This window comes from Novosphingobium sp. P6W, assembly GCF_000876675.2.
Classification (GTDB): Bacteria; Pseudomonadota; Alphaproteobacteria; order Sphingomonadales; family Sphingomonadaceae; genus Novosphingobium.
On sequence record NZ_CP030352.1, the window covers coordinates 2,954,246 to 2,970,133 of the forward strand.

Below are 15,888 nucleotides of genomic sequence, written 5' to 3' on the forward strand. Positions count from 1 at the left end.
GTCATGCTCACCGAAATCAACTTCGACGGCATCGTCGGCCCCAGCCACAACTACGCCGGCCTGAGCCTTGGCAATCTCGCCTCGGCAAAGAACTTCGGCAAAATCTCGGCGCCCCGTGCGGCGGCCTTGCAGGGCCTCGCCAAGATGCGCGCCAATCTGGAGCGCGGACTGCCGCAGGGCCTGTTCCTGCCCCAGCGCCGCCCGGACGAGGCATGGCTGAACCTGCTGGGCACCACGGTGGAAGATGCTGGCCCCGTCTTGCGGGCCAACGCCTTGTCGGCCTCCTCGATGTGGGCCGCCAATGCCGCCACCGTTTCGCCCGCGCCGGACAGCGCGGACGGGCGCTGCCATCTGACCGTCGCCAATCTCGCCACGATGCCGCACCGCAGCCACGAATGGCGCGAGACGCTGGCGCAGCTGCAAATCGCTTTCGCCAACCCCCAGCATTTCGCCGTCCACGCCCCGGTCCCGCCGCCCTTCGGAGACGAAGGCGCTGCCAACCACATGCGCCTTTGCGCCGCGCACGGATCGCCGGGCATCGAGGTCTTCGTCTACGGCGTGGCGGGCGGCCCCTTCCCCGCGCGCCAGCACCGCGAGGCCAGCGAGGCAGTCGCCCGCATCCACGGCCTGGCGCCTGAACGCACCGTCTTCGCGCGCCAGTCGGACGAAGCCATCGCCGCCGGCGCGTTCCACAACGACGTGGTCGCCGTCGCCAACGAGCGCGTGCTGTTCACGCACGAACTCGCCTTTGCAGACCGGGACGCCCTCTATGCCGAGCTTCGCGAAAAGCTGCCCGAGATCGAGATCGTCGAAGTCCCCGCCGCTGCGGTCAGCCTGGCGGATGCGATCAGTTCCTATCTGTTCAACGCCCAGTTGGTGACACTGCCCTCAGGCGAAATGGCATTGGTCCTTCCCGGCGAAGCGCGCGAAACGCCTGCGGTGTGGCAGTGGCTGGAAGCCCACGTCGCCGGGAACGGCCCGATCCGCCACCTTTTCGTCCACGACCTGCGCGAAAGCATGGCCAACGGCGGCGGCCCCGCCTGCCTGCGTTTGCGCGTGGTGGCAGACCCGGACGCGGTCGACCAGCGCTTCATGGCCACGCCGGAAAAGCTGGACCGCATCGAAGCGCTGGTGGCGCGCCTGTGGCCCGAACGCATCGCGGTGGAGGACCTGTCCAACCCCGCGCTATGGCGCGCCTGCCTCGAAGCGCGGGCCGCCCTTTGCGCCGAACTCGGCCTGGAGGAACTGAACAGGGCATCGTTCTGATCTTCCGTAATTCGCAACGGCAGGTTCGCGCTTTGCAATGGCCCCTCCACAAACAGTCTTCATATTGAGAGCCATGGCCACTTTATCTCGACCCGTCCGCTCGCCCACTCTGCCCGATCCGATCCGCGCCGCGATCTTCGACATGGACGGCACCCTGCTCGATACCGAGGCCGCGCAGCACCGCGCTTTCGAGGATACCGGGGAAGCGCTCGGCTGTCCGGTCCCGGCGGAAATCCTGAAATCGATGGTCGGCGTGAACCGCGATGCGAACGAGATCATGCTCGCCGACCGGATGGGCCCGGACTTTCCGCTGGCCCGGTTCTACGCGGACTCCGACGCGCTTTTCGAAGCTGCCGTCAACGCCGGCCTGCCCCTGCGTCCGGGTGCGCAGCTGATCCTCGACCATTTCCGCGACACCGGCGTGCCGCTGGCGCTATGCACCTCCACCATAGGCGGCAAGGCGCAGGAGCGGCTGGAACAGGCCGGGTTGCTGCACTATTTCGAAGTGGTGGTCACCCGCAGCGATGTGACGAACGCCAAGCCGCACCCGGAACCCTACCTGCTCGCCGCGCGGCTGCTGGGGGTCGATCCGGCCGACTGCGTAGCAGTGGAAGACAGCTATGCCGGAGTGCGATCGGCCACCGCCGCCGGGATCGCCACCGTCATGGTGCCCGATCTTTTGCCCGCCACCGAGGAGCAGACCTTGATCACCGCCCAGGTCCTGCCAAGCCTGACGGCGCTGCGCGACCTGCTGCTGACAGCCACCGCCGCCTGACGCCGTACAGCCGCGAACGGCGGTCTATCCTTGCTGGGCGTCCGGTCGCTTGTCCGGATGCGCGGCAACGAATGCCGGTTCCGTAAGGCAGGCAGCCTCTATGCGGACCATATGCGGATAAGGCTCAAGGTCGAAGGCGAAGCGCCGGGCGTTGTATAGCTGCGGCACCAGCACGCACTCGAAGTAACCCGGGGCATCGAACAGGAAATCGCCTGTGCCCCGCGCTGCCAGCCGCGCTTCCACGCCGGTCAGGGTCCGCTCCAGCCAGTGCCAGTACCAGATATCGACGTCCGCCTGCGCGTGGCCGAGTTCGAGCTTCAGATATTCCAGCACGGGGGGATTGAGCGGCGCGTGAAGCTGCGTGGCGATAGCCATCGCCAGTTCGCGCGCAGCGAAGCGGTCCTCTATGCCGGCGGGCAGCAAAGGGCGCTCCGGAAACCGTTCGTCCAGCCACTCCAGGATCGCCATCGACTGTGGGTGAGGCGCCCCGTCGGCCTCCAGCACAGGCACTCCCCCTAGGGGATTGAGGGCGCGGAACGCTTCGCCCTGCTGCTCCCGCGCCAGCAGGTTCACCGGCACGATCTCGTGGTCCAGTTGCTTCAGGTTCAACGCGATGCGCACGCGGTAGCTGGTGGAACTGCGATGATAGTCGTGGAGGCGGAGCGGCGCGGCCATGGCCTCAGCTTTCCGCCGCGATTTTTTCGTGGAGCCAGGCGGCGTGGCGCGGGGCCTTGCGGGTCACCGCCCACTCGTCGAGCATGTCGAGCGCCACCGCCTTGAGGCTGGCCATCTGATCCGCCGAGCCGAACTGCCAGGCCAATTCCAGCCGGTGGCCATTGGGGTCGAAGAAGTAGACCGACTTGAACACGCCGTGGTGCGTGGGGCCGACCACCTCCAGCCCGGCCGCCTCGGCGCGGGCCTTGGCGGCGAGAAGGTCCGCTTCGCTGTCCACCTTGAAGGCGATGTGCTGGACCCAGGCCGGGGTTGCCTCGTCGCGGCCCATTTCGGGGGCATTTGGCAGTTCGAAAAAGGCCAGCACATTGCCGCCGCCGCAGTCGAGGAAGACGTGCATGTACGGGTCCGGCGCGCCGGTGGAAGGCACGGTGTCCTCGGCGATGGCGAGCATGAAATCCATGCCCATCACATCGCGGTAGAACGTGACCGTCTCCTTCGCATCACGGCAGCGATAGGCCACGTGGTGGATGCCGCCCAGTTTTGGCGCTTTCTGCATCGTCTTCTCTCCCGTCGTGCCAGGGCGTTGCGCGCCGCTCGTGCTTCGACGAACTCAGCATGAGCGGGTCAGGGGGTAGGTATCAACCCCCTTTGTGACGTCCCGGTCTAAATCCCCGGCCTGGATCATCGCCAGACCCGGCCTTTCGTTCACTCCGCCGGCTCCACCTTCAGCACGCCGCGGCGGACCTGATCGCGCTCCATGCTTTCGAACAAGGCCTTGAAGTTGCCGTTGCCGAAGCCATCGTCGCCCTTGCGCTGGATGAACTCGAAGAACACTGGCCCCACCCGCGCTTCGGCGAAAATCTGGAGCAGCAGGCGCGGGCGGCCATCTTCGACAGCGCCGTCGAGCAGGATGCCGCGCGACTGCAACTGATCGACCGGCTCGCCGTGGCCCGGCAGGCGCTCGGCCAGCATTTCGTAATAGGTTTCCGGCGGCGCGGTCATGAAGGGCACGCCCAGCGCCTTGAGGCGGTCCCACGCAGTGACGAGATCGTCGCAGATCAGCGCGATATGCTGGATGCCCTCGCCATTGAACGCGCGCAGGAATTCGTCGATCTGGCCCTTGCCGCCGTCCTTTTCCTCGTTGAGCGGGATGCGGATCTTACCGTCGGGCGCGGTCAGCGCCCTGCTGGTCAGGCCGGTATATTCGCCCTTGATGTCGAAGTAGCGGATTTCGCGGAAGTTGAAGAGCTTTTCGTAGAAGTCCGCCCAGTAGGCCATCCGCCCGCCGTAGACATTGTGCGTCAGGTGGTCGATCTCGGCAAAGCCAGCTCCCACCGGATGACGGTCGACGCCGGGGAGGTATTCGAAATCGATGTCGTAGATCGACAGCGCGCCGTTACCGTCCTTCTCATAGCGATCGATCAGGTAGATGATCGAATTGCCGATGCCGCGAATGCCGGGAAGGTGCAGTTCCATCGGCCCGGTGCCGACCATCACCGGCTCGGCCGAGCGGGCGAGCAGTTCGGCGTAGGCGGCGCGGGCATCGGTCACGCGAAAGCCCATACCGCAGGCCGAGGGGCCATGTTCGCGGCTGAAGTACCAGGCGGGGCTATGCGGCTCGTAATTGGTGATGAAATTGATCGCACCCTGCCGCCACAGTTCGACGTCCTTGGAGCGGTGGCGCGCGATCTTCGTGAAGCCCATCGCAGTGAATACCGGCTCCAGCAGGCCCCTTTCGGGCGCGGAAAACTCGACGAATTCGAAGCCGTCCAGGCCGATGGGGTTGTCGAACAGGTCGGTCATGCGGGTTCTCCAGAGATGGGGATTTCGCCCGGCAGCGCATCGCCTGCGGGCAGCGGCGCGTGCGCGCGCCAGGTTTCGTAGACCGGGCCGAAATCGAGGTGCACCAGCGCCTCGATCAGCTGCGGCAGGCTTTCGAGGACGAAGTAGGTCTTCTGGAAGCTGTCGATCATGTAGCCGGTGCGCATCACCCGCACCGCCTCGAACGGCAGGCGCAGGACGTGCGCGTCCTCGATCGAAAAGCGGGTTTCGCCCGAGGAGGAGATGATGCCGGCGCCGAATACCTTGAGGCTGCCCTCTTCACGAACAAGGCCGAATTCGATGGTGTACCAGTAGATGCGCGCCAGCATGTCCAGCGCGTCCATGGCCATCGCCCGTGCGCCGGCCTTGCCGTAAAGCTCCAGGAAATCGGCGATCGCGGGGTTCAGCAGCATCGGCACGTGGCCGAAGAAATCGTGGAACACGTCAGGCTCGACAAGGTAGTCCAGCTCATGTTCCTCGCGCAGCCAGCGGGTTACCGGGAAGCGGCGGTGAGCGAGATGGTCGAAGAACACCGCGTCGGGGATGAAGCCCGGCACGGTGACCAGCTGCCAGCCGGTCGCGGCACCCAGGATGACATTGGCGTCCTCGAAACGCGGAATGCCTTGCCCGCAGTCCAGCCGCGCCAATCCTTCGCGGAACGCGGCGCAAGCGTGGGTTTCCACCAGTGCAGACTGGCGCGCGAACAGACGGCGCCAGCGCTCGTGCATCTGCGGGGTATAGGCGTGCCAGTCCTGCCCGACGGTGTAATCGTCGGCTGCGCCTTCGTACTCTCCCCGAAGGCCGCTGCCTGATGTCTGGGTGCAGGGCTTCTTCATGAAAAGGACAATACTACAGGCCCTGCTTCAGTTCCCTGCGATTGTGCGGGCCCCGAAGCATGGTATTGGTGAAATCCACCAAGCCAACTCCATTTCCGAGGTGATCCGTGCAGCTGGACGAATTCGACCGCAAGATCATCGCCGCCTTGCGTGAAGACGCCCGCATGCCTGTGGCGCAGATTGCCGAACGCGCGGCGCTGTCGGCCACCCCGGTCAGCCGCCGCATCAAACGGCTGGAGGATGAAGGTGTGATCCGGGGCTACGCTCCGGTGCTGGACCCACGCAAGCTGGGCCTCGAGCTGGAAGCCTATGTGCTGATAAACCTCAACGCCCACATCGACGAGAACATCGCCCGCTTCGAGCAGGCCATCGCCGAGAACCCGCACGTGATCGCCTGCCATGCGGTTACCGGCGACATGGATTATCTGGTGCGGGTGATGGCGCGCAACGTCGAACACCTCTCGCAGATAACGCTGCGCACCTTGCTGCGTATTCCGGGGGTGCGCGATGTGAAGTCGATCATCGTGCTGGAAACGGTGAAGGAAACGCAGCCCGTCCCGCTGGATTGAGCGGCGCGGGCACCGGCCCCCTCCTCCGGTGAGAAGGGGGCCGGTGCCTATTTACCGCGCCAGCAGGTTGCGCGCCTGGCTGGCGATCTGCGCGAGCATCGCCGGAGAGACCGCCACTGCGTTCTCCGCCCGGTGAACCACCGCACGGAAGTTTTCGAGCGCGCCCAGATGGTCGCGGCCCCACTCCTCGGTGGCGGCCAGCGGATCGCTCTTGCCTACCTTGGTCCGCGCCATGGTGCGCAGGAAGTCGAGGCGCATCTGCTGGAAATCGCGCGCAAGGCCCGCGACCAGCAGGCGCTCCCACGGATCGGACGGGCTCATCATGGCCGCGCTCGCCTGCGCCCAGTCAAGGCCCAGCCCGGCGCCGATGCGGGTGAAGGCGGTGACCAGCTTGCGCGGGGCAATGCCCGTTTCGCTGGCAAGTGCCGCTACGCCCACGGCCCCGTCGAGGTCGAACAGGTTCGCCACCTGGCCCGCCACGTCCTCGGGTGCACCAAGATCGGTCAGGCCCGTGCGCAGCTTGCGCGAGTGGGCCAGGGTACGTTCGCCCAGCAGTTCGACGGTGTCGGTGGAGAGGGCAGCGATGCCCTTCTCCAACCGCGCCGCCAGCTCGGACGGCGCGATCCGGCCTGCGCCCGCGCGCAGCAGGTCGGCCATGTGGCCGCGCACCGAGTTGGCCACCATTTCGAACAGAGCCACACGCGCCGTCTCGGCCATGGGGGCAATTTCAAGCTGCTCCCACAGCGCGTCCAGCCCGAACAGCTTTTCGGCCAGCGCGAAGGCCGCGGCGATCTGGGCAAGCGTGGCGCCCTCCTCCTCGGCCAGTTCGAACGGGGTGACGATGCCCAGCCGGTTGACGATGCGGTTGGCCAGCTTGGTGGCGATGATCTCGTTCGCCAGACGGTGGCCCTTGATGAAGCGCGCGTACTTCTTCTGCATGGCCTGCGGGAAGGTGGCGATCAGCATGTCCGACAAGCTGGGATCGGCGGGCAAGTCACTGCCCTCGATCGCGGCCTGCAGCACCAGCTTGCCGCTGGAAAGCAGCACTGCCAGTTCGGGCCGGGTCAGCCCGCGCCCGTCCTGCGCGCGGCGCGCCAGCACGTCGTTGTCGGCAAGGCCTTCGGTACGCCGGTCAAGATGGCCGCCTTCCTCCAGCGTCTCGATCAGGCGGATGTGCGAAGGCATGACCTGCGCCCCGCCGCGCTGCGCGATCGAGAGCGCCAGCGCCTGAAGGCGGTTGTCCTCCAGCACCAGCGCGCCGACTTCGTCGGTCATCGAGCGCAGCAGTTCCACGCGCTGCGGCTCGGACAGCTTGCCCGCCCGCTTGGCCGCGGCCAGCGCGATCTTGATGTTGACCTCGTTGTCCGAGCAGTCGACCCCGGCCGAATTGTCGATGAAGTCGGCGTTGATACGCCCGCCGCGATCGGCAAATTCGATGCGCCCGGCCTGGGTCACGCCCAGGTTGGCGCCTTCGCCCACGACCTTGACGCGCAGTTCGTTACCGCTGATGCGCAGGCCGTCATTGGTTGGATCGCCCACCTGCACGTTGTTCTCGGCGGAAGCCTTCACGTATGTGCCGATGCCGCCGAACCACAGCAGGTCGACCGGCGAACACAGGATCGCGGTGATCAGCGAATCGGGGTCGATCTCGCTGGCACCGATGCCCAGCACGGCGCGGGCTTCCTCGCTCAGCGGGATCGACTTGAGGCTGCGAGGGAACACCCCGCCCCCCTTGGAGATCAGCGCCTTGTCATAGTCGTTCCAGCTGGAAACCGGCAGGTCGAACAGGCGCTGGCGTTCCTCCCAGCTTTTCGCCGCATCGGGATCGGGATCGAGGAAGATGTGGCGGTGGTCGAACGCGGCCACCAGTTTCAGCGACTTCGACAGCAGCATCCCGTTGCCGAACACGTCGCCCGACATGTCACCGCAGCCGACCACGCGGACCGGATCGGCCTGCACGTCCACGCCCATTTCCAGGAAGTGGCGCTGCACCGAAAGCCAGGCGCCCTTCGCGGTGATGCCCATGGCCTTGTGGTCGTAGCCGTTGGAGCCGCCGCTGGCGAACGCATCGTCGAGCCAGAAGTCGCGGCCCTCGGCAATGCCGTTGGCAACGTCGGAGAACTTCGCCGTGCCCTTATCTGCGGCGACCACGAAGTACGGGTCCTCGCCGTCGAGGATCACCACGCCTTCGGGGTGGACCACCTTGTCGGCCACGATGTTGTCGGTGATCGACAGCAGGGTATCGACGAAGACCTCATAAGAGCCCTGCCCTTCGGCGGCCCATGCAGCGCGGTCGCGAGAGGGATCTGGCAGCAGCTTGGGATAGAAGCCGCCCTTCGCGCCGGTCGGCACGATGACCGCGTTCTTCACGCGCTGCGCCTTCATCAGGCCCAGGATTTCGACGCGGAAATCGTCGCGTCGGTCGGACCAGCGCAGGCCGCCGCGTGCGATCGGTCCGGCGCGCAGGTGGATACCCTCCACCCGCTGCGAATAGACGAAAATCTCGCGCCACGGCACTGGCTTGGGCAGGCCGGGGACAAGCGCGGAATCGAACTTGAAGGCCAGCGCCGCATGGCCCGCCGCAGCAAAGGCATTTGTGCGCAGCATGGCCAGCACGATGTCGCGGAAGGCGCGCAGCAAACGGTCGTCGTTGATGGCGCCCACGCCGGCAAGGCCGGTGCGGATCGCTTCCTCGGCATCCTTGCGGGCACGCGCGCGGTCGCCTTCGAAGGCCGGGTCGTGGATCGCCTCGAACAGGTCGACGATCCCGCGCGTGACGGTGGGCGCGCCCAGCAGCGCATCGACCACGGTGGGAATGCCGAAATGCGTGCCCGCCTGACGCAAATAGCGATACCAGGCACGCAGCCAGTTGGCCTCGACGCTGTTCAGGCCGAGGCCGGGCACGAGGCGGTTGAAGGCGTCATTTTCGCCGCCACCGTTAAGTACGGCGCGCAGCGCGTCCTCGATCATCGGCGCCAGTTCCAGAACCTCATGCGCCGGGCGGGCGCCCTGCAGTTCCAGCGTGAAATCGTGGATCGTGCCCAGCTTGCCCTTGTCGAGCGACGTCGGCACTTCGCCCAGCACGCGGAAACCGAAGTTCTCCAGCGCCGGTACCGCGTCGGACAGCGGCAGCATGCCTTCGGACTGATAGATCTTGAGGCGCAGTTGCCCGGCCCCATCGTCGTCGCGCGCATGAAGCCGCACGTCGCGGTTGCCCTCGCTTACCTCGCCCGAAGCGGCGCGGCGCAAATGAGCGATGTCGAGGGCGGCTTCGGACGCACCGTAGTCGCTGCGATAGCCCATCGGGAATGCTTCGGCATAACGCCCGGCCACCGCTGCGGCGCGGCCGGCCTCCAGCACCGGTGCCAGCGCCGCCTCGACCGCCTCGGTCCAGCCGCGCAGCAGCAGTTGCAGGGCACTGTCGAGGTCTGCCTCGGAGGGTTCGTGGTTCCCCTCGCGCACGTCGAGAGTGTAGCGCAGCATGGCCAGATTACCGGCTTCGACCTGCAGGCTCCAGTCGAGCGTGGGCGCCTGCGCGGCCTCCTCGATCATGCCCTGGATGCGGCGCTGCATCTGGGTGGAAAGCATGTCGCGCGGCAGCCACACGAAGGCGAAGATGTGGCGCATCAGCGGCGAGCGGGTGATGAGCAGGCGCGGGCGCGGACGGTCGACCAGGCCGGTCATCGTCATCGCCAGCCGCTCGACGTCGGCCTCGCCCAATCCCATCACCAGATCATGCGGCAGGCTGGTCAGGGCATGGGCCAGGGCCTTGCCGGTGTGGCCGGTCGGATCGAGTTCGAGACGCTGCGAGAAGGCCGCCAGCTGTCCGCGCAGGCGCGGCACCCGGTCTGGCGGGGCGGCCAGCGCGGCGCTGGTCCACATGCCGACGTGGACCGAAAGCGCGGTGACCTTGTCCGCTTCGATCACCGGCACCAGGAACAGGTCGATCGGCACGCGGCGGTGGACGGTGGCGATGCGGTTGGCCTTGATCGCCATCGGCGCATGGACATTGCCCTGCACCAGCGCAGCGTCGAAAGCCTCGAAGGCACGGGTGTAGCTGACGTCGGAAAGGACATCCTCATCGTCGATCCGGCACACGCCGAGGCGCTCGGACCGCACCCCGTCGCGCGTGCGGGTGACGTGGCCCAGCTGGGTGAGCATTCCGCCGGCGAACCAGCGCAGCAATTCCGCGCCTTCCTTGTCGATCACAGCCGTATCGATCCGCTCGGCATCGGCGCGCATCGTCTCGACCATCTGCGGCCAGTCGGCCACGGCGGCGCGTACGTCGGCCAGCGTGGTTTCCAGCGAGCGCAGCAGTTCGCGGCGTTGGCGCGCATCGGCGCGCGGGGTCTCGACGTAGATCATCGATTCGCGGCCCGTCGCATCGGCCGCGTCGCCCGGTAGGCCGATCAGCTTGCCCTTCGCATCCCGCAGCACCGGCACCACCGGGTGGACGAGACGGTCGATCACAAGGCCCGCCTCGGCAATCGCCGCAGCGACCGAATCGACCAGGAAGGGCATGTCGTCGTTGACCAGCGCGATGCGCATCAAGCGCCGCTCCTCGCTGGCGGAGGCCAGTTCGATCACCGGTTGTCCGGTAGTGCGCTGCTGCGCCGCCGCCAGCAGGAACCGCGCGGCCTCGTCGATCCAGCCGCCCTCGGGCCCGGCATCATCGGGGCCGTCGCCTGGAAGGAGCGCGCCGCGCACCTCTTCGACGATCGCCTCATGGATTTCGGAAGGTTTACGAGCAGTGGCCGCCTTGCCGCCCTGCTTCTTCGTGCCGGCCTTGTCGCCAGCCTTGTCGGTAGCAGTCCGGTTCTTGCCGGAAACGGTCAGTTCGCCTGCGCTCATAGCTTTCTCCGCGATCCTCGATTTTTAGGCCTTGGTGGTCGATCCCGCTTCTGTGTCGGGCCCGATCCTGTGCCGGGTATTGCAGCGTTGTGACCATATAGGTCAGTTGGAGCGATACTCCACCCATCAGGTCAAGGAATTACCCAGCCATCGGGCAAGATGATGACAACCGTGCCGTGGGCCTGATGGTGCGACCCGAAGGGCCCACATCGGCACGGTGAACTTGCCGAGGCTGTAACACGATTCCCGCATCGCGCAATATTAGTTCAACAATGCGCAAGTTGTTTCACCCGGCAGATATTGCCCTAGTCAGGCACCTGCGAGCGCCCTGACAGCGGCCCGGCGATCTTCAAGCGCGCGGGCGGCAAGGATCAGCGCGCCCATCGGCCCGGCGTCGTCGCCCAGCAGCGGGGGGGTGACCATGCCCGCCAGCTTCTCACGCGTGCAGTCGCGCAGGTATCCGCCCAGCAGCGCGGGTATACGGGCAATCGCCATGGGCAGGAGATGCGGCTGCTTGCCGGCAACCCCGCCGCCTACCACGATGCGCTGCGGAGACACCGTCAGCACCAGCATCGCGAACAGTTCCGCAAGGTCCTGCGCGACCGTTTCCCAGGCCGGATCGTCCGCTGCCACGCGCGACGGGTGAGTGCCCAACCGGGCGGCAAGCGCAGGACCGCTGACGAGGCCCTCTATGCAGTCGCCGTGAAAGGCGCAGGCGCCCTCGAACGTATCGCCGAGGGCGCGGCGCAGGCGGACGTGGCCGATCTCGGGGTGCAGCAATCCATGCGCCGGCTCGCCCGCGATCAGCACGCCGCCGCCAAGGCCGGTGCCGATAGTAAGGTAGACCATGCTCTCGCACCCGCGCGCCGCGCCGAAGCGGTGTTCGGCCAGCGCGGCGCCGTTGACGTCGGTGTCGAGGCCGACCGGGCAGCCAAGTGCCGCGGCGACTGGCCCGGCCACTGCCGCCCCGCTCCAGCCGGGCTTGGGGGTGTCGAGCATGAAACCATGGTCCGATGCCTCATGCGAGACGCGCAGCGGGCCGAAACTGGCGATCCCCACCGCGTCCACCGGCTTGTCGTCACGCCAGCCCCGGATCGCGTCGATGGCGCGGTCCAGCGTTTCCGTCGGTTCGGTGGTGGGAAACTCCAGACGCTCGTCGATCCGGCCGGGCTGGCCGAGTACGACCACCGTCTTGGTGCCGCCCAGTTCGATGCCCGCCAGCTTGTGCATGTCTGCCTGATCCGTGTTTTCAGCGCCCGCTTTTCAGCATGGCGCGTGTGCCATCGAGACGCAACTGCAGGAACGGCGCGAAAGTTCCGCCAAAGTGCGCCCTGCCGGCCGGTTTCTGCTCCGCTTCGGCGTCATCGATGCCCCAGTAGTCGACGAAGCTGGTCACTGAAAGATCGGGAAGGACCCACCAGCTATAGGCCTGGAATGGCTCGGCGGCGGGATTGGCGAAGACCAGGCCGTGCCCGTTCAGCAATCGCCACGGGCCCTTGATCCTGTCGGCGACGGCGCCGTAGAGGCCGGTTGGCGCGGCGATGCCGGGGGCAAAGACCTTGGCCTGGGTTGACCAGAACAGATAGAGCTGCCCGCCGTAGGCGACGACATGAGGCCGCTCCAGTTCGTTGTTGAGGCCCGATGCGTCGATCAGTGGCGGCAGTTTCTCAAACTCGCCGGTGTCACCCGTCGCCCGCCGAGCGCAGCCGATGACGCCGTTGTAGCGGCCCAGCTGCCGAGCCGACGACGCGGTGAACAGGAGGTATTCGTCCCCCTGCGCGGTGCGCCAGGTCGCGGGGTCGCGGAAAGCCTTGATCTCGCCAACCTGCCCGGTCGCGTCGTGGCGGCTCATGTAGATCAGATCGACCGGGACGGTCAGTTCCACCGGCTCCGACCAGGACGCGAAAACGGGGCCCTCGGTTTCATCCAGAAGCCGCGTGGTCGCCGCGAACAGGCGCTGCTGGAACGTCGGTTCCGCTTCGCCGCGGGTTCCGGCCGAAGTGAAGTAGAGCGCAACCTCTCCTTCATCGTAGTGCGCCGAACCTGACCATTCGCGGCTGCCGGGTGTGAAGCCTTCGGGAAAAGTCGCTCCGAGATGGATGAAGCGCCCGTCGATGCGGTGGAAATGATGGATGCGCGCCGCGCCGTGCCGCGCCTCGGGATCCTCGAACGCCGGGGCGGCCAGCGCGAACCATAGTTCGCCCCCGCGCCAGCGCACCGGCATTCCCTTCCCGCAAGCGAGCGGCCAGGCGTCCCAGACGTCGAGGTCATCAGCCACGCGCCGCACGTCGCCGGCGACAAGAACCGGGGAACGGGGCAGCGGCTGCGCGGCCAGTCCGCCCAGGTCCCGAGCGGTCCATTTCAGCGTCACGGGAGATTCGAAAAAGGCGTCTGGAAGCGTCATCGACGCGCTTCGTACAATCGATTGAATTTCATTGTAAACGGAAAATGTACAATGTCAGTATGTTCACGAAGTACCGCAATTTTGCTGGCTGCGGCGCCTGGTACGCAGATGAACTCAGGCCATTTGCCTAGGCGAACGCCCTGCAATCGATTCTTATGAATCCGTCCCTGTGCGCGGTCCTGCTTTGCCTATAGGCCCGGTGCGGCCGCACAACCGAAAGGGGCTTCGCATGTCGACCGGCTCCAGGCCGCACCTTTCGCTGCTGCGCATCATCGAGATGAACGTCGGCTTCTTCGGCCTTCAGTTCAGTTTCGGGTTGCAGCAGGCGAACATGGGGCCGATCTATGCCTATCTCGGCGCGAGCGAGGCGATGATACCCCTGCTCTGGCTGGCCGGGCCGATGACCGGGCTGCTGGTCCAGCCGCTGGTCGGCGCGATGAGCGACCGCACGCTGTCCCACCTCGGCCGCCGCACGCCCTATTTCCTCGCGGGCGCCGTGCTGTGTTCGGCCGCGCTTTTCGCGATGCCCCACTCCTCGGCGCTATGGATGGCGGCAAGCCTGCTATGGTTGCTCGACGCTGGGAACAACGTGACCATGGAGCCTTACCGCGCCTATGTCGCCGACCGCCTTTTGCCGCATCAACGCTCGGTCGGGTTCCTGACCCAGAGCGCATTCACCGGCCTTGCCCATACGGCATCCTACCTAGCCCCGTCGCTGTTCACCGGGATCGTCGACCGCCACCTGCTGGGCCCCAGCGGTATTCCCGAAATCGTCCGGCTGGCCTTCCTGATCGGCGCGGTGCTGTCGCTTTCGACCATCCTCTATTCGGTGCTGCGCGTGCCCGAACTGCCGATGAGCCCCGGTGAACGCGCCGCCATCGCCGTTCGCCCGCTTACCGCGCGGAGCACGCTGGAGGAAATCCGCGCCGCCATCGCCGAAATGCCGGGCCCGATGCGCCAGCTGGCCCTGGCCATGCTGTGCCAGTGGTACGCGATGATGGTCTACTGGCAGTACATCGCCTTCGCCCTCTCGCGCTCGCTTTACGGCAGCGTCGATACCGCGTCCGAGAACTTCCGCGATGCGGTGCTGACCGGCCAGCAACTGGGCGCGATCTACAACGCCGTCGCCTTCGTCAGCGCCTTGACGCTCATTCCCGTGGTCAGGCGGCTGGGCGCGCGCAGGGTCCATGTCGCCTGCCTCGCCGCTTCGGGCGCGGCGATGATGGCGGTCCCGTCTACCGCCTCGTTTCCGGTATTGGCGCTGCTGATGGTGGGGATCGGCCTGGGCTGGGCCGGCATGATGGGCAATACTTACGTGATGCTCGCCGATTCGATCCCGCCGGCGCGAAACGGCATCTACATGGGCATCTTCAACATGTTCATCGTCATCCCGATGCTGCTTGAAAACCTGACGATGCCGCTGATCTACACGCCGCTTCTGGGCGCAGACGCCCGCAATGCGCTGATCTTTGCCGGAATGCTCATGTTGTTGGGCGCGGCGGCAACGCGTTTCATCAGCGTGGGCGGGCCGCCGAACCGAAACTCGGTTGCTAACTGAACAAGTTACTTCCGGCAACGCGATCGTGGTGATAAGGCTCGGCCCATGGTGGCAGGGTCGGGCAACAGCAACGGGGAAGACAACGGTACGGACACGTCCGCGCCCCAAGTAGAAGTGCGTACACTAGCAGACCTGGCGCGGGTCGCCGGGGTTTCCGCCGGTACGGTTTCGCGCGCGCTTGCGGGCAAGTCGCTGGTCAACACCGAAACCCGCGAACGCATCCAGGCCCTGGCCCGGCAATATGGCTTCCGCCCCAACCAGATGGCCAGCAAGCTGCGCTCGCGGCGCACGGGCGTCATCGGCGTGGTGATCCCGCTGGGCCACGAAAAGCGCCAGAGCATTTCCGATCCGTTCTTCCTCACCCTGCTTGGCCATCTTGCCGATCAGCTGACCGACAGCGGCTACGACCTCATGCTCAGCCGCGCCATCCCCGACGGCACGACCGACTGGCTGGAGCGCATCACCGGATCGGGCATGGTCGACGGTGTTCTGGTGATCGGCCAGTCCGACCAGTCCGAGATCATCGACCGGGTCGCCGCCAATTACCGTCCGCTGGTTGTCTGGGGCAACCACCGCGAAGGGCAGGTCCACTGCGTGGTCGGCACCGACAACGAACACGGCGGCCGTCTCAGCGCCGAGCATCTGATCGCATCGGGCGCACGCCGCCTGGCCTTCCTGGGTGATACCACCGGCATCGAGATCGCCATGCGCCGCCGCGGTGCCGCCGCAGCCGCGCAGGCTGCAGGCCTGCCGCTCACGCATATCCCCGTCGCTCTCGCCAATGCCGAGATGGGGCCGCAGATCAAGGCCGCGCTGGCCATGCCGGACCTCGACTATGACGGGATCGTCTGCGCTTCGGACCTGATCGCCATGTCGGCGCTGCGCGTCCTTTACGAAACGGGCCGCGCGGTGCCGGACGACACCCAGATCGTCGGCTTCGACGACCTGCCGCTCGCCGCGCAGACCATGCCCCCGCTCACCACGATCCGGCAGGAGATCGGTGACGGCGCGCGGGTCATGGTGGAAAAGCTGAAAAGCCGGATCGAGGGCGAGGATACGTCCAGCCTGGCGATGGCGCCGACGCTGATCGTGCGGCGAACCACGCTGCGCTAAACATCCGGGCAAGGGATTTC

12 protein-coding genes are annotated in these 15,888 nt (G+C 66.4%); 5 read left to right on the plus strand and 7 right to left on the minus strand.

Annotated features, from left to right (window positions below):
- The first annotated feature begins 3 nt into the window (after positions 1-3).
- On the plus strand, positions 4-1,266 hold the full coding sequence (locus TQ38_RS14160; protein ID WP_043971299.1) for an N-succinylarginine dihydrolase: 1,263 nt from the start codon (positions 4-6) through the stop codon (positions 1,264-1,266).
- A gap of 73 nt (positions 1,267-1,339) precedes the next feature.
- Positions 1,340-2,041, plus strand: coding sequence for an HAD family phosphatase (locus tag TQ38_RS14165; protein WP_043971302.1), 702 nt, complete (start codon positions 1,340-1,342; stop codon positions 2,039-2,041).
- A gap of 24 nt (positions 2,042-2,065) precedes the next feature.
- Here the strand turns inward: TQ38_RS14165 and maiA are convergent, their stop codons facing one another.
- The 4 genes from maiA to phhA form a co-directional block, all read right to left on the minus strand.
- On the minus strand, positions 2,066-2,716 hold the full coding sequence (maiA, locus tag TQ38_RS14170) for a maleylacetoacetate isomerase (RefSeq protein ID WP_043971304.1): 651 nt from the start codon (positions 2,714-2,716) through the stop codon (positions 2,066-2,068).
- 4 nt (positions 2,717-2,720) lie between these two features.
- Positions 2,721-3,272: a VOC family protein gene (locus TQ38_RS14175; protein ID WP_043971307.1), complete on the minus strand. Its 552-nt coding sequence runs from the start codon at positions 3,270-3,272 to the stop codon at positions 2,721-2,723.
- Between the two features lie 149 nt (positions 3,273-3,421).
- Positions 3,422-4,519, minus strand: coding sequence for a 4-hydroxyphenylpyruvate dioxygenase (gene hppD / locus TQ38_RS14180; protein WP_043971308.1), 1,098 nt, complete (start codon positions 4,517-4,519; stop codon positions 3,422-3,424).
- Entirely contained in the window at positions 4,516-5,373 is an 858-nt protein-coding gene (gene phhA / locus TQ38_RS14185; RefSeq protein ID WP_043971309.1) for a phenylalanine 4-monooxygenase, read from the minus strand. The genes hppD and phhA overlap by 4 nt, the downstream gene beginning before the upstream one ends.
- A 107-nt stretch (positions 5,374-5,480) precedes the next feature.
- On the opposite strand from phhA, the gene TQ38_RS14190 reads away from it, so the two are divergent.
- Positions 5,481-5,942, plus strand: a complete 462-nt coding sequence (locus tag TQ38_RS14190) for an Lrp/AsnC family transcriptional regulator (RefSeq protein ID WP_043971310.1) — start codon at positions 5,481-5,483, stop codon at positions 5,940-5,942.
- 51 nt (positions 5,943-5,993) lie between these two features.
- Here the strand turns inward: TQ38_RS14190 and TQ38_RS14195 are convergent, their stop codons facing one another.
- From TQ38_RS14195 to TQ38_RS14205, 3 genes are all read right to left on the minus strand, one after another.
- A complete protein-coding gene (locus TQ38_RS14195; RefSeq protein WP_043971312.1) occupies positions 5,994-10,793 on the minus strand; it encodes an NAD-glutamate dehydrogenase domain-containing protein in 4,800 nt (1,599 codons plus the stop codon).
- A gap of 309 nt (positions 10,794-11,102) precedes the next feature.
- Entirely contained in the window at positions 11,103-12,023 is a 921-nt protein-coding gene (locus TQ38_RS14200) for an ROK family protein (protein ID WP_043971313.1), read from the minus strand.
- A 19-nt stretch (positions 12,024-12,042) separates the two neighbouring features.
- Positions 12,043-13,197, minus strand: coding sequence for a glycoside hydrolase family 68 protein (locus TQ38_RS14205; RefSeq protein WP_043971315.1), 1,155 nt, complete (start codon positions 13,195-13,197; stop codon positions 12,043-12,045).
- Positions 13,198-13,426: 229 nt separating this feature from the next.
- Between TQ38_RS14205 and TQ38_RS14210 the strand changes: the two genes are divergently transcribed.
- Together TQ38_RS14210 and TQ38_RS14215 are read left to right on the plus strand one after the other, a co-directional pair.
- Positions 13,427-14,755, plus strand: a complete 1,329-nt coding sequence (locus tag TQ38_RS14210; protein WP_043971318.1) for an MFS transporter — start codon at positions 13,427-13,429, stop codon at positions 14,753-14,755.
- Positions 14,756-14,800: 45 nt separating this feature from the next.
- Positions 14,801-15,868, plus strand: a complete 1,068-nt coding sequence (locus tag TQ38_RS14215; protein WP_043971319.1) for a LacI family DNA-binding transcriptional regulator — start codon at positions 14,801-14,803, stop codon at positions 15,866-15,868.
- Positions 15,869-15,888: the final 20 nt, after the last annotated feature.

What these genes read in the sequence shown, in the direction of transcription:
- TQ38_RS14160 (WP_043971299.1), top strand. Translation starts at nt 4, where the DNA reads ATGCTCACCGAAATCAACTTCGACGGCATCGTCGGCCCCAGCCACAAC.
- TQ38_RS14165 (WP_043971302.1), top strand. Translation starts at nt 1,340, where the DNA reads ATGGCCACTTTATCTCGACCCGTCCGCTCGCCCACTCTGCCCGATCCG.
- maiA (WP_043971304.1), bottom strand. Translation starts at nt 2,716, where the DNA reads ATGGCCGCGCCGCTCCGCCTCCACGACTATCATCGCAGTTCCACCAGC.
- TQ38_RS14175 (WP_043971307.1), bottom strand. Translation starts at nt 3,272, where the DNA reads ATGCAGAAAGCGCCAAAACTGGGCGGCATCCACCACGTGGCCTATCGC.
- hppD (WP_043971308.1), bottom strand. Translation starts at nt 4,519, where the DNA reads ATGACCGACCTGTTCGACAACCCCATCGGCCTGGACGGCTTCGAATTC.
- phhA (WP_043971309.1), bottom strand. Translation starts at nt 5,373, where the DNA reads ATGAAGAAGCCCTGCACCCAGACATCAGGCAGCGGCCTTCGGGGAGAG.
- TQ38_RS14195 (WP_043971312.1), bottom strand. Translation starts at nt 10,793, where the DNA reads ATGAGCGCAGGCGAACTGACCGTTTCCGGCAAGAACCGGACTGCTACC.
- TQ38_RS14200 (WP_043971313.1), bottom strand. Translation starts at nt 12,023, where the DNA reads ATGCACAAGCTGGCGGGCATCGAACTGGGCGGCACCAAGACGGTGGTC.
- TQ38_RS14205 (WP_043971315.1), bottom strand. Translation starts at nt 13,197, where the DNA reads ATGACGCTTCCAGACGCCTTTTTCGAATCTCCCGTGACGCTGAAATGG.
- TQ38_RS14210 (WP_043971318.1), top strand. Translation starts at nt 13,427, where the DNA reads ATGTCGACCGGCTCCAGGCCGCACCTTTCGCTGCTGCGCATCATCGAG.
- TQ38_RS14215 (WP_043971319.1), top strand. Translation starts at nt 14,801, where the DNA reads ATGGTGGCAGGGTCGGGCAACAGCAACGGGGAAGACAACGGTACGGAC.